The organism is Citrobacter sp. 50677481, assembly GCF_001463265.1.
Taxonomy (GTDB): Bacteria; Pseudomonadota; Gammaproteobacteria; order Enterobacterales; family Enterobacteriaceae; genus Citrobacter_A; species Citrobacter_A sedlakii.
Window position 1 is genome coordinate 73,534 of record NZ_LNHZ01000061.1, and the last position, 12,502, is coordinate 86,035.

The 12,502-nt window shown below is 54.7% G+C and carries 12 protein-coding genes; 3 read left to right on the forward strand and 9 right to left on the reverse strand.

The genetic code is table 11. The features are described from left to right. The first annotated feature begins 65 nt into the window (after positions 1 to 65). The 3 genes from coaE to yacG are packed head-to-tail and all read left to right on the forward strand — an operon-like array spanning position 66 to position 1,633. Positions 66 to 686, forward strand: a complete 621-nt coding sequence (gene coaE, locus APU02_RS16910; protein WP_060570726.1) for a dephospho-CoA kinase — start codon at positions 66 to 68, stop codon at positions 684 to 686. Further along, positions 686 to 1,429, forward strand: coding sequence for a cell division protein ZapD (gene zapD / locus APU02_RS16915; RefSeq protein ID WP_042290030.1), 744 nt, complete (start codon positions 686 to 688; stop codon positions 1,427 to 1,429). The genes coaE and zapD overlap by 1 nt, the downstream gene beginning before the upstream one ends. Positions 1,430 to 1,438: 9 nt before the next feature. Then, complete coding sequence (gene yacG / locus APU02_RS16920; RefSeq protein ID WP_042290032.1) at positions 1,439 to 1,633, forward strand: DNA gyrase inhibitor YacG; 195 nt, start codon at positions 1,439 to 1,441, stop codon at positions 1,631 to 1,633. Positions 1,634 to 1,691: 58 nt separating this feature from the next. Here the strand turns inward: yacG and mutT are convergent, their stop codons facing one another. The 9 genes from mutT to murC form a co-directional block, all read right to left on the reverse strand. After that, complete coding sequence (gene mutT / locus APU02_RS16925; protein WP_060570727.1) at positions 1,692 to 2,090, reverse strand: 8-oxo-dGTP diphosphatase MutT; 399 nt, start codon at positions 2,088 to 2,090, stop codon at positions 1,692 to 1,694. A 101-nt stretch (positions 2,091 to 2,191) separates the two neighbouring features. Continuing rightward, on the reverse strand, positions 2,192 to 4,897 hold the full coding sequence (gene secA, locus APU02_RS16930; RefSeq protein ID WP_042290036.1) for a preprotein translocase subunit SecA: 2,706 nt from the start codon (positions 4,895 to 4,897) through the stop codon (positions 2,192 to 2,194). Positions 4,898 to 4,958: 61 nt separating this feature from the next. Continuing rightward, on the reverse strand, positions 4,959 to 5,465 hold the full coding sequence (secM, locus tag APU02_RS16935) for a secA translation cis-regulator SecM (protein ID WP_042290039.1): 507 nt from the start codon (positions 5,463 to 5,465) through the stop codon (positions 4,959 to 4,961). A 274-nt stretch (positions 5,466 to 5,739) separates the two neighbouring features. Then, entirely contained in the window at positions 5,740 to 6,657 is a 918-nt protein-coding gene (gene lpxC, locus APU02_RS16940; protein WP_042290041.1) for a UDP-3-O-acyl-N-acetylglucosamine deacetylase, read from the reverse strand. A gap of 100 nt (positions 6,658 to 6,757) precedes the next feature. Then, positions 6,758 to 7,909: a cell division protein FtsZ gene (gene ftsZ, locus APU02_RS16945; protein WP_042290043.1), complete on the reverse strand. Its 1,152-nt coding sequence runs from the start codon at positions 7,907 to 7,909 to the stop codon at positions 6,758 to 6,760. A 62-nt stretch (positions 7,910 to 7,971) separates the two neighbouring features. After that, a complete protein-coding gene (gene ftsA / locus APU02_RS16950) occupies positions 7,972 to 9,234 on the reverse strand; it encodes a cell division protein FtsA (protein ID WP_042290046.1) in 1,263 nt (420 codons plus the stop codon). Then, a complete protein-coding gene (gene ftsQ, locus APU02_RS16955) occupies positions 9,231 to 10,061 on the reverse strand; it encodes a cell division protein FtsQ (protein WP_042290047.1) in 831 nt (276 codons plus the stop codon). The genes ftsA and ftsQ overlap by 4 nt, the downstream gene beginning before the upstream one ends. 1 nt (position 10,062) lies before the next feature. Beyond that, a complete protein-coding gene (locus APU02_RS16960) occupies positions 10,063 to 10,983 on the reverse strand; it encodes a D-alanine--D-alanine ligase (RefSeq protein ID WP_060570728.1) in 921 nt (306 codons plus the stop codon). Further along, entirely contained in the window at positions 10,976 to 12,451 is a 1,476-nt protein-coding gene (gene murC / locus APU02_RS16965; protein ID WP_042290051.1) for a UDP-N-acetylmuramate--L-alanine ligase, read from the reverse strand. The genes APU02_RS16960 and murC overlap by 8 nt, the downstream gene beginning before the upstream one ends. Between the last annotated feature and the right edge of the window lie 51 nt (positions 12,452 to 12,502).

Here is a 12,502-nt window from a genome sequence, read left to right on the forward strand (position 1 = left end):
TTCACTCTGATGCGATCAATATTCAACCAATTGATTATTAAAATAAATGACCGGGAACTGAGCTTATGAGGTATACAGTGGCCTTAACGGGCGGCATTGGCAGCGGCAAGAGTACCGTCGCCAACGCGTTCGCTGACCTCGGAATTCAGATTGTTGATGCAGATATAATTGCCCGCCAGGTCGTCGAGCCTGGCCAGCCCGCGCTGGCCGCTATTGCCGACCACTTCGGTCAGGCGTTACTCGACGCAGACGGTAGGCTACAGCGTCGTCTGCTACGCGAGCGGATCTTCGCCAATCCGCACGAGAAAGTCTGGCTAAATGCCCTGCTGCACCCGCTTATTCAGCATGAGACGCAGCGCCAGTTTCAGCAGGCAACATCCCCTTATGTACTTTGGGTTGTTCCTCTGCTGGTTGAAAATGGCCTGACGACCAAAGCGAACCGCGTTCTCGTGGTCGACGTGACGCCCGAGACGCAGCTTTTACGCACCATGCAGCGCGACGATGTTACCCGCGCACATGCCGAACAGATTCTCGCCGCCCAGGCAACACGTGAAGCGCGCCTTGCCGCGGCAGACGATGTTATTGATAATAACGGCGCACCAGAGTCCATCAGGTCGGATGTCGCTCGCCTGCACGCGCTGTATTTACAGCTTGCGTCGCAGTTTGTCTCACAGGAAAAACCGTAATGCACACCCACGTCCTTTTTGAACACCCGCTCAATGAAAAAATGCGTACATGGCTGCGCATTGAGTTTTTAATTCAACAACTTTCGGTTAATCTCCCCATCGCCACCCATGCGGACGCACTGCATTTTTTTCGCAATGTCGGGGACTTGCTGGACGTGTTCGAACGCGGGGAAGTGCGTACAGAATTGCTGAAAGAGCTTGAACGCCAGCAGCGTAAACTTCAGGCATGGATAGAAGTACCCGGCGTCGATCAAAGCCGTATTGAAGCACTGCGCCAGCAGCTAAAAACGACGGGAACTGTTTTGATTTCCGCGCCGCGTATCGGGCAGTTTTTACGCGAAGATCGGTTAATTGCGCTGGTTCGCCAGCGCCTGAGCATTCCTGGCGGCTGCTGCAGCTTTGATTTACCCACGCTGCACATGTGGCTGCATTTGCCACAGGCTCAGCGTGACGCACAAGTGGATGCCTGGCTTGCCAGCCTGAATCCGCTAAACCAGGCGCTGACGCTGATCCTCGATCTCATTCGCAACTCCGCGCCGTTCCGCAAACAGACCAGCCTGAACGGTTTTTATCAGGATAACGGCGAAGATGCTGATTTACTGCGTCTCAATTTGCCGTTCGAATCTCTGCTTTATCCGCAAATTTCCGGTCACAAGAGCCGTTTTGCCATTCGTTTTATGCCGCTTGATAGCGAACACGGCGTGGTACCTGAGCGCCTCGATTTTGAGCTGGCTTGCTGTTAAGGAGTAAAAATGTCAGAAACGATCACCGTCAACTGCCCTACCTGCGGTAAAACGGTCGTCTGGGGCGAGATTAGCCCGTTTCGCCCGTTCTGTAGTAAACGCTGTCAGTTAATCGATCTGGGAGAATGGGCCGCCGAGGAAAAACGCATTCCGAGCAGCGGCGATTTGTCAGACAGCGACGACTGGAGCGAAGAAAAACAGTAACCGTCGCCTGGAGGTCGGATGGCGCAATTCAGTGTGCTTATCCGGCCTACAAAAGTGTTCACCCCTGAAAAGCGTGTTTTAGCTTCGCAATGACCGCTTCGTTAGCGGGTGGAAAATCATCTTCCCTGAGCGCCTCAATAGCAACCCACTTGCCTGGTTGACCTTCCTTGCCCCACGGCTCTCCCAGCCAGGCTTCCACCAGCCAGAACCACAGGGTGACATGCCGGTCCGGAAATTGATATTCCAGCTTCTCAAACAGCGTGACGGTCGTCGGGGTAATCCCCACCTCTTCCTGTAACTCCCGGCTCAGGGCTTGCTCCGGCGTTTCACCCGTTTCAAACTTTCCTCCGGGAAATTCCAGCTTATTCGCCATATGCGCATCAGCGGCGCGCTGGGTGATAAAAATTTCATTTTGCGGATTACGGATAATCCCGACCGCGATGTGCAGTGTTTTCATCTTGTCGCATCCATAAAAAAGGCGCAGTCTCCCGCGCCTTTTTGTTGGTCACTTACCGTTAACCGGATAAACGTAGCGTTACCCGGCAATGATGCCTGGGCTCAGCTCAGGCGGCCATGGCACTGTTTGTATTTCTTGCCGGAACCGCACGGGCACGGATCGTTACGGCCAACTTTGCGTTCGCCGGTTTGCGCTGCCAGATCAGCCGCCGCCGCGCTATCGTCGTCCTGATGGCTCAGCTGTTGCATCTGCGCCAGACGTTCCGCTTCTTCGCGACGCTGCTGCTCCATCGCTTCCACTTCTTCCGGCATACGTACCTGGACCTTACTCAGCGTGCTGATCACTTCATACTTCAGCGATTCCAGCATCGCGGCGAACATCGCAAAGGACTCACGCTTATATTCCTGCTTCGGATCTTTCTGCGCATAGCCGCGCAGGTGGATACCCTGACGCAGATAGTCCATCGCCGCCAGGTGTTCTTTCCACAGGGAGTCGAGCGTCTGCAACATCACGCCTTTTTCGAAGTGACGCATCATCTCAGCGCCGACCACTTCTTCTTTACGCTGATACACCTCGATAGCCTGCGCAAGAATGCGCTCGCGTAGGGTCTCTTCGTGCAGTTCCGGCTCTTTATCCAGCCACTCCGCGATCGGCATGTCCAGGTCGAAGTCATTTTTCAGACGTTCCTGCAGGCCAGGGATATCCCACATTTCTTCCAGCGACTGCGGCGGAATGTAAGCATCGATGGTTGCTTTAAACACATCCTCGCGAATGCTGTTAATGGTTTCGCTCACATCAGAGACATCCAGCAGTTCGTTACGCTGGGTGTAGATCGCGCGACGCTGATCGTTAGCAACGTCATCGTATTCCAGTAACTGTTTACGAATGTCGAAGTTACGGCTTTCCACTTTGCGCTGGGCGTTAGCAATAGCTTTGGTTACCCACGGATGCTCGATGGCTTCACCCGGTTTCATGCCGAGCTTACGCATCATGCCGGACACGCGGTCAGAGGCGAAGATACGCATCAGCGCATCTTCCATTGACAGGTAGAAACGGGAAGAACCCGCATCCCCCTGACGGCCCGAACGACCGCGCAACTGGTTATCGATACGACGGGATTCGTGACGCTCTGTACCAATAATATGCAGACCGCCCGCAGCCAGTACGGCATCATGACGCACCTGCCAGTCTGCTTTGATCTGCGCAATTTGTTCTGGCGTCGGATTTTCCAGCGCGGCGACTTCCGCCTGCCAGCTGCCGCCCAGCATGATATCCGTACCACGACCCGCCATGTTGGTCGCGATGGTCACGGCTGCCGGATACCCCGCCTGGGCAACGATAGCCGCTTCGTTGGCGTGGAACTTGGCGTTCAGGACGTTATGTTTGATGCCCGCTTTCGTCAGTTCATTAGACACCACTTCCGATTTCTCAATCGAGATGGTCCCCACCAACACCGGCTGGCCTTTTGCGGTACGCTCTTTAATATCTTCAATGATGGCCTGAATTTTTTCCGCTTCGGTCATGTAGACCAGATCCGGCATATCTTTACGGATCATCGGACGGTTAGTCGGCACCACCACGGTGTCGAGCTTGTAAATGGAGCTGAATTCGAACGCTTCGGTATCTGCCGTACCGGTCATACCGGCCAGTTTTTCATACAGACGGAAGTAGTTCTGGAAGGTAATCGAAGCCAGCGTCTGGTTCTCGTTCTGGATGTCCACGCCTTCTTTGGCTTCAACCGCCTGGTGCAGACCATCAGACCAGCGACGCCCCTGCATAGTACGCCCGGTGTGTTCGTCAACGATAATGACTTCACCGTCTTTAACGATGTAATCAACGTCGCGGGTAAACAGCGCGTGAGCGCGCAGCGCGGCGGTAACGTGATGCATCAGCATGATGTTGCCCGGAGAGTACAGCGACTCGCCTTCATCCATAATGCCTTCTTTTACCAGCAGTTCTTCAATCAGCACCAGACCGCGTTCGGTCAGGTTAACCTGGCGCGCTTTTTCATCCACCGAGAAGTGTCCCTCACCCTGGAAGGTGTCGGAGTCCTCTTTTTCCTGACGAATCAGATGTGGGATGATTTTGTTCACTTTCTTGTACATTTCCGAGCTGTCTTCAGCCGGACCGGAAATGATCAGCGGAGTACGCGCTTCGTCGATCAGGATAGAGTCAACCTCATCCACCAGCGCATAGTGCAGTTTGCGTTGGACGCGTTCTTCAGGGCTGAACGCCATGTTGTCACGCAGGTAGTCAAAACCGTATTCGTTATTGGTGCCGTAGGTGATGTCAGCGGCGTAGGCTTCGCGCTTGGCGGGCGCAGGCATACCCGGCAGGTTAATGCCGACGGTCATGCCGAGAAATTCAAACAGCGGACGGTTGTTTTCGGCGTCACGCTGCGCCAGATAATCGTTCACTGTCACCACGTGTACGCCCTTTCCGCTCAGCGCGTTCAGGTAGGCGGGCAGCGTCGCGGTCAGGGTTTTACCCTCGCCGGTACGCATTTCTGCGATGCAGCGATCGTTCAGAACCATACCACCGAGCAACTGCACGTCGAAGTGACGCATACCGAATACGCGCTTGCTCGCTTCACGCACCACGGCGAACGCTTCCGGGATCAAGCTTTCCACGCTAGCGCCTTTCTCGAGACGCGCACGAAACTCTCCGGTCTTGGCTTTCAGCTCTTCGTCGGTGAGTTTTTCCATTTCCGGTTCCATGGCGTTGATCACGCCGACCACTTTACGCATACGACGCAGCGTGCGATCGTTACGGCTACCGAATACTTTAGTTAACAATTTGATTAGCATATTAAAATCTCAAACGCCCCGCACAGCGGAGTCATAATTATCAGAGGAAGGTTTTCTGTTTTTAGCTGAGGCGTTGAGGACCGGCACGAATACCCTGCGCCTGGCTTATCCAGGCAGGAACGGTAAAGACGGCCAGCGGCATGAAATGGGCGTACGCGACGCGCTGCGGAGTCGCAGCGGGCGTACCTTCCTGAGTCAGCAGCGCGCTGAGCGTGTTCAGTAAGGCTAAATGATGCGCCTGAAGCGGCGACGGCTCTTCGACCACGGGCAATGCCTGCGGCGCCATGGCGAAGGAGAGATGGCGGATAACGGTGCGGATGGCGTGCTGATGCCAGTAATCGACAGTAAAATTAGGCCGACGGTTGGAGGCTTCCAGCAAAGCAAGCTGGCTGAAATTAACGCTGACCTGTTGATCGTGGCGACTGGCCGCCGCTTTAGCTGGCGTGTTGGGTTCCGCGGCATTGCTGAGCGCAGGCAGGCCAAGACTCGCCGCGACCATCCCTAATAAGAGATGCGGCCAGAAATAGCGTCTACCTAACTGTCGCCAACGCGTCAGTATTCCACTCACGTTAAAGCCATCCCATAAATGTTATTCAAACGTTTTTTGCGCACAAATCTTATCATTAATGCTCAGGTACTACAGCAGTATTGATGAGAAGATACGGTTAAAAACGCTTAAGAAACCAGCGTTCGCACAGCATTTTAGTGCAGAATGGGTTTTGACATTGAAGAAAGTCTGTTACCCATACCGGCCCGCTCAACGAGCAAAAAAAAACGACTGGCTTACCTGGCCGGAGAGAGTGCCAGATTTACCAGTCGAATTTATGCGACAACGCGTGTCGTTATGCCAGTACGGTCGATGGTGCTTTGAAAGCCAACGGCAGTTCTGCGTCGTCTTCGAAGGTCACATATTCCCAGGCTTCCTGTTTTGCCAGAACAGCCTGCAACAATTTGTTATTCAATGCATGACCGGACTTATACGCGGTAAATGCACCAATAATGTTGTGACCACACATGAACAAGTCACCAATCGCGTCAAGCATTTTATGACGAACGAATTCGTCTTCAAAACGCAGGCCGTCTTCGTTCAGTACGCGATAATCGTCAACAACGATGGCACAATCGAAGCTGCCGCCCAGGCACAGGCCGCGGGACTGCAGATATTCGATATCACGCATGAAGCCGAAAGTACGCGCGCGGCTGATCTGACGCATAAACGCGTCAGCAGAGAAGTTCATCGCATAGCGCTGCGTGCTGGAGTCGATCGCCGGATGGTTAAAGTCGATGGTGAAATCCAACGTAAAACCATTGTATGGCTTGAACTCAGCCCACTTGTCGCCATCTTCGACGCGAACGGTCTCTTTGATGCGAACAAATTTCTTCGCGCTTTTCAGTTCTTCGATACCGGCGTCAAGGAGCAGGTAGACGAACGGCGCAGCGCTGCCATCCATGATCGGGATTTCCGGAGCATCGACTTCAATAACGATGTTATCGATACCTAAACCCGCCAGCGCCGCATTCAGGTGCTCAACGGTTGAAATCCGTACATCATGCTCGTTGACCAGACACGTACAGAGCATGGTATCACGCACAGATTTGGCATCGGCCGGAAAATCTACCGGTGGATTCAAGTCGGTGCGACGATAGATGACCCCGGTGTTGGCCGGCGCAGGGCGTAAGGTCAGGGTGACTTTCTTGCCGGTATGTAAACCGACGCCAGTCGCCTGAACGATACGTTTAAGTGTCCTTTGTTTGATCATCGTATAATCTCGCCAAATTACCTATCCAACCGAAGTGTACTATACATTCGGTGGGCCAGTTTAGCACAAAGAGCCGCGAATCCCAACTTCCAGCTAATTCTTAATCAGCTTGCTTACGCAGGAAGGCAGGAATATCCAGATAATCCGGCTCTTTGGCGGTCTGCGGCGTATTGTCGTTTACCACTTTTGCGGCTGGCTTCTGCTCCTGGGTCAGCGGCGCCATGCCGTGCTGCTGGTAACGATCCAGTACCGGCTGCTGTACCTGTTTGTTGGTCACCAGCGTGATTTCCGGACGTTTGTCCATACCAATTCCGGTCGCCACGACGGTAACGCGCAGTTCGTCGTTCATATCCGGGTCCAGAGAAGTACCGATAACCACGGTCGCGTTATCCGAAGCAAACGCACGGATGGTGTTCCCCACGGTTTCAAACTCATCCAGACGCAGGTCGAAGCCCGCGGTGATGTTAACCAGCACGCCGCGCGCGCCAGACAGATCGATATCTTCCAGCAGTGGAGAAGAAATCGCCATTTCAGCCGCTTCTTCCGCGCGGTCTTCACCGCTTGCCACGCCGGAGCCCATCATCGCGTAGCCCATTTCGGACATCACCGTGCGCACATCCGCAAAGTCGACGTTCATCAGACCCGGACGGGTGATCAGCTCTGCGATACCCTGCACCGCGCCTTTCAGCACGTCGTTCGCCGCGCCAAACGCGTCAAGCAGAGAAATACCGCGACCCAGCACTTTCAGCAGCTTGTCGTTCGGAATGGTGATCAGCGAGTCCACATGCTTGGACAGCTCAGTGATCCCCTGCTCCGCAAAGGCCATGCGCTTTTTGCCTTCAAAGTTGAAAGGCTTGGTCACCACGGCAACGGTCAGAATGCCTAAATCTTTTGCAACTTCAGCAACCACTGGCGCGGCGCCGGTACCGGTACCGCCGCCCATGCCCGCGGCGATAAACACCATGTCTGCGCCATCCAGCGCGGCACGCAAGGCTTCACGGTCTTCATCCGCAGCGTTGCGCCCCACTTCCGGGTTTGCGCCGGCGCCCAGACCTTTGGTAATTCCGCTACCAATCTGAATGGTCTGGCCAACCGCAGTTTTACGTAACGCTTGCGCGTCAGTGTTCACTGCGAAGAATTCGACACCTTCAATGCGCTCGCGCACCATGTGCTCAACGGCATTACCACCGCCGCCACCGACGCCGATGACTTTAATCACCGCGTCGTTGGTTAATTCCATTGGTTCAAACATAATCTCTCTCTCCGTTGTGCCTGTCGCCTGAGACCGTAATTTTCGCCGGTCTCATAAAAAAATTAAAACTCTTTACGCAGCCAGCTGTTGATACGCTTGATCCACGAGCCGACCGAAGCTGTTACGCGTTTTTCTACTTCAGCTTCACCATTTAAGTGGGACTCTTTCCCGTAGTGAAGCAGCCCAACCGCCGTCGAGTAATACGGCTCCTGAGCGTAATCCGTCAGACCAGTAATATTCAGCGGCGCACCGATACGCACCTGCGTATGGAACACGCGCTGGGCGCAGGCAGCAAGACCTTCGATCTGCGCTGCGCCACCGGTTAACACAATCCCCGCCGCAAGATGATGTTTCACCCCCTGCTGGCGAAGCTGTTCCTGTAATTGCAATATTTCTTCGTTGACCAGGTTGAGCAGCTCGGTGTAGCGCGGCTCAATAACCTCCGCCAGCGTTTGTCGCTGCAGACTGCGCGGCGGACGACCGCCCACGCTCGGCACTTCAACGCTTTCGTCTTTACCGACGATGGAACCCAACGCGCAGCCATGGCGAACTTTGATCGCTTCGGCGTCGCTTGGCGGCGTACCGAAAGCGTAGGCAATGTCGCTGGTGACCACGTTACCTGCATAAGGTATCACCTTGGTATGGCGCAACGCCCCGCCAGTATAAACGGCGATATCCATTGTACCACCCCCGATATCCACGACGCAGACGCCCAGTTCACGTTCATCTTCCGTCAATACGGAATAACTGGCCGCCAGGCCGGCAAATATCAGTTGGTCAACTTTCAGGCCACAACGTTCAACGGCTTTCACAATGTTTTTTGCCATATCGTTGTGGCAGGTGATTAAATGCACTTTCGCCTGCATTCGCACCCCGGAAAGACCGACAGGATTTTTGATGCCTTCCTGATAGTCAATCGCATATTCCTGCGGAATCACGTGCAGCACACGGTGCTCATCGCGTACGCGCACCGACTTCGCGGTATGCACGACGTTTTCCACGTCTTCCTGCGTCACTTCTTCTTCGGAAATCGGCACCATGCCGATTTCATTCTGACAGCTAATGTGCTTGCCGGAAAGCGCCAGATACACAGAGGAAATCTGGCAATCCGCCATCAGTTCTGCCTGGTCGATAGCGCGCTGTACGCACTTCACTACCGACTCAAGGTCATTAACCCCGCCTTTATCCATACCGCGCGACGGGCAACTGCCCACGCCAATGATATTGACCATACCGTCGGGCAGAACTTCCCCTACTAAAGCGGCAACCTTCGCGGTGCCAATCTCCAGTCCAACTACCAGTTTTCTGTCCGTCGCCTTGATCATTGTTGTTCTGCCTGTGCCTGATTCTGTTGCTGAGTAGATTCCTCAGGCGGTAAGGGCGCCCACCCTACTGCCGCACCTGAGTCATAACGCAAATCAACGTAGCTAATCCGTTTGCCATCGGTTTGCGCCTGCTGCTGTAAAACCGGATAGAGTTCTACAAAGCGAGCCAAACGTTTCATCGTGTCGCCCCTGCCAAGGTTGAGCTTAATATCGTTATTCAGCGTCAACTGCCAGGAACGACGTGCGGTCATCGCCGCTTCCTTCAGAGTAAATCTGTCCTTCGCCAGTATCTGTCCCATCTCGCGATAGCCCTGCAACACTTCACTTGCGCTGCCTTCCGGGCCATACAGCATCGGCAGGACCTGTTTGCTGGTACGTTCTGACGGCACGCTGAAAGCATTTCCTTCGGCGTCCACCATATGCTGATCATTCCAACGCGCTATCGGCACATATTCAACCAGATGAATCTTCAATTCATCGGGCCATTGCTTTCTGACGCTGGCCTGCTTGATCCACGGCAGGCGTTCAATCTGGTTCTGAATGATATTGACATCCTGCGTCATGAAGGTGCCAGGCGCGCCCAGCGCCAGAATTGACTGCCGGATATCATCATTTTTCGTGTAGTGCCGCTCGCCGGTTAACACCAGTTTTGACAGCGGTAAACGCTGCGCGTCTTCCATCCAGCCCAACACCACCCAGCCGCTGACAAACACGGTACACAGCACCGTCAGCAGAAATAAAATTCCTGCAAGACGCGTTCCATTATTGCGACGTGATGAAGACACCTCTTCGTCACTGTTTCGCGTGTTCAGCGCCGCCTGCGACATATCAGTCCGCCAACTCCAGAATACGTACCACTAACTGCGAGAAGCTCATCCCAGCCTGTCGCGCCGCCATCGGCACCAGACTGTGACTGGTCATACCCGGTGAGGTATTCGCTTCCAGCAGATAAAACTGCCCATCGCTATCCAGCATGGCGTCAATACGCCCCCAACCTTCGCAACCTAACGTTGACCATGCTTTTTGCACTAAAGCGCGCAAATGGGTCTCCTGATCGGATTCCAGACCCGCCGGGCAGAAATATTGTGTCTCATCAGACAGATACTTCGCCTCATAATCATAGAAGGTTCCAGCGGGTTGGATACGTATCGACGGTAAAATTTCTTCACCCAGTATCGCGACGGTAAATTCCGGTCCGCTAAGCCATTTTTCAATCAATACTTCTTCATCATGTTGAAATGCCAGCGCTAAGGCACTGTGTAAACCATCATATTCCGAAACCTTCGACATGCCGACGCTGGAACCTTCGCGGCTGGGCTTCACGATCAGCGGTAAACCGAGCGCAGAAATTTCCGTGACGACCGCCTCGCTGAGGCCTTTCTCAAACTGGGCGCGAGTCAGCGCCACCCATGGCGCAACGGGTAACCCCGCGCCCTGCCACAGCAATTTACTGCGCAATTTATCCATGGAGATGGCAGAAGCCATCACGCCGCTGCCGGTATACGGCAGGCCGATCAACTCCAACAATCCCTGTAACGTACCGTCTTCGCCTCCACGACCGTGCAGCGCGATAAAGACTTTCTGAAACCCCATCGCTTTCAGTTGCGTCACGTCGGTCTCTTTCGGATCGACAGGATGCGCATCCACGCCGCCTTCACGCAGCCCGGCGAGCACCGCCGCGCCGGAATTCAGCGACACGTCACGTTCAGCGGATGTCCCCCCCAGCAGGACCGCGATTTTATCAGCCATGATGCTCGTCCTCCTGAATTTGCGGCTTCAGTTTGATTTCAGCTAAGGAACGCGCGATTTTGCCGATATTTCCCGCACCCTGCACCAGAATTAAATCATTGCCGGTTAAGACCGGCGCCAGCATTTCAGCGACCTGCGCCGGATCGGGAACCAGAATTGGGTCGATCTTACCGCGCCCGCGAATCGTGCGGCACAGCGAACGGCTGTCAGCGCCCGGAATCGGCGTTTCCCCGGCGGCATACACATCCAGCATCAACAGTGCGTCAACCTGAGTCAGCACGTTGGCAAAGTCGTCGTACAGATCGCGGGTACGCGTAAAGCGGTGCGGCTGAAACAGCATCACCAGGTTTTTATCCGGCCAGCCCGCGCGAGCGGCTTTGATAGTCGCGTCCACTTCCGTCGGGTGATGACCATAATCATCCACCAACATCGCCGTTCCGGCCTTGCCATTTACTGGCTCAAGCGGGAATTCCCCGAGGAAGTCGAAGCGGCGACCGGTGCCCTGGAAACTTTCCAGCGCACGTAAAATAGCGTCGTCGGCAATGCCCTCTTCCGTCGCCACCGCCACGGCAGCCGCGGCGTTCAACGCATTATGACGCCCCGGAGCGTTCAGGGTTACACGCAGCTCAGGCATCCCCTGACGCAGCAACGTAAAATGCCCCTGCGGACCGATCTGCTGATAATCTTCCACGCGAACGTCAGCATCATCGCTAAAGCCGTAAGTCGTGGTCTGACGCCCGACGCGCGGCAACAGCTCGCGGATCACCGGGTCGTCAACGCACATCACCGCACGACCATAAAACGGCAGGTTATGCAGGAAATTAATGAACGTCTGCTTTAAATTTTCGAAGTCGCCATGGTAGGTATCCATATGATCGGCTTCGATGTTAGTGACAATCGCCACCATCGGTTGCAGGTGCAGGAACGATGCGTCGCTCTCATCTGCTTCCGCAATCAGATAACGGCTATGCCCGAGACGCGCATGCACGCCCGCCGCTTTCACCAGACCGCCGTTGACAAAGGTGGGGTCCAGGCCCGCTTCCGCGTATATGCTGGAAACCATCGCGGTGGTGGTCGTTTTGCCGTGCGTCCCGGCAATTGCGATACCATGACGAAAACGCATCAGCTCCGCCAGCATCTCCGCGCGGCGGATCACCGGTATGCGCGCTTCATGCGCCGCCACGATCTCCGGGTTATCGGCGGAGATCGCGCTGGAGACCACCACCACGCTGGCGTCGAGCACGTTTTCCGGACGATGGTTAAAGTAAATCGTCGCTCCCAGGTTGGTAAGCTGCTGCGTCACCGGGTTTGGCGCTAAGTCGGAACCACTGATCTGATAACCTTCGTTAGCCAGAACTTCGGCAATACCGCCCATACCGGCACCACCGATGCCGACAAAGTGAATGTGCCGAACGCGACGCATTTCGGGCACGATGGAACGCAGTTTTGCCAGTTGTTGTGTATTCATTCTTTACGCCATTAACTACTTCAAAAAATTCGTGCAGCGCAACACGCGCTG

Excerpts from the sequence above, each read along its gene's own strand:
- ftsA (WP_042290046.1), bottom strand. The coding sequence starts at position 9,234 with ATGATCAAGGCGACGGACAGAAAACTGGTAGTTGGACTGGAGATTGGC.
- zapD (WP_042290030.1), top strand. The coding sequence starts at position 686 with ATGCACACCCACGTCCTTTTTGAACACCCGCTCAATGAAAAAATGCGT.
- yacG (WP_042290032.1), top strand. The coding sequence starts at position 1,439 with ATGTCAGAAACGATCACCGTCAACTGCCCTACCTGCGGTAAAACGGTC.
- mutT (WP_060570727.1), bottom strand. The coding sequence starts at position 2,090 with ATGAAAACACTGCACATCGCGGTCGGGATTATCCGTAATCCGCAAAAT.
- ftsZ (WP_042290043.1), bottom strand. The coding sequence starts at position 7,909 with ATGTTTGAACCAATGGAATTAACCAACGACGCGGTGATTAAAGTCATC.
- coaE (WP_060570726.1), top strand. The coding sequence starts at position 66 with ATGAGGTATACAGTGGCCTTAACGGGCGGCATTGGCAGCGGCAAGAGT.
- APU02_RS16960 (WP_060570728.1), bottom strand. The coding sequence starts at position 10,983 with ATGGCTGATAAAATCGCGGTCCTGCTGGGGGGGACATCCGCTGAACGT.
- ftsQ (WP_042290047.1), bottom strand. The coding sequence starts at position 10,061 with ATGTCGCAGGCGGCGCTGAACACGCGAAACAGTGACGAAGAGGTGTCT.
- lpxC (WP_042290041.1), bottom strand. The coding sequence starts at position 6,657 with ATGATCAAACAAAGGACACTTAAACGTATCGTTCAGGCGACTGGCGTC.
- secA (WP_042290036.1), bottom strand. The coding sequence starts at position 4,897 with ATGCTAATCAAATTGTTAACTAAAGTATTCGGTAGCCGTAACGATCGC.
- murC (WP_042290051.1), bottom strand. The coding sequence starts at position 12,451 with ATGAATACACAACAACTGGCAAAACTGCGTTCCATCGTGCCCGAAATG.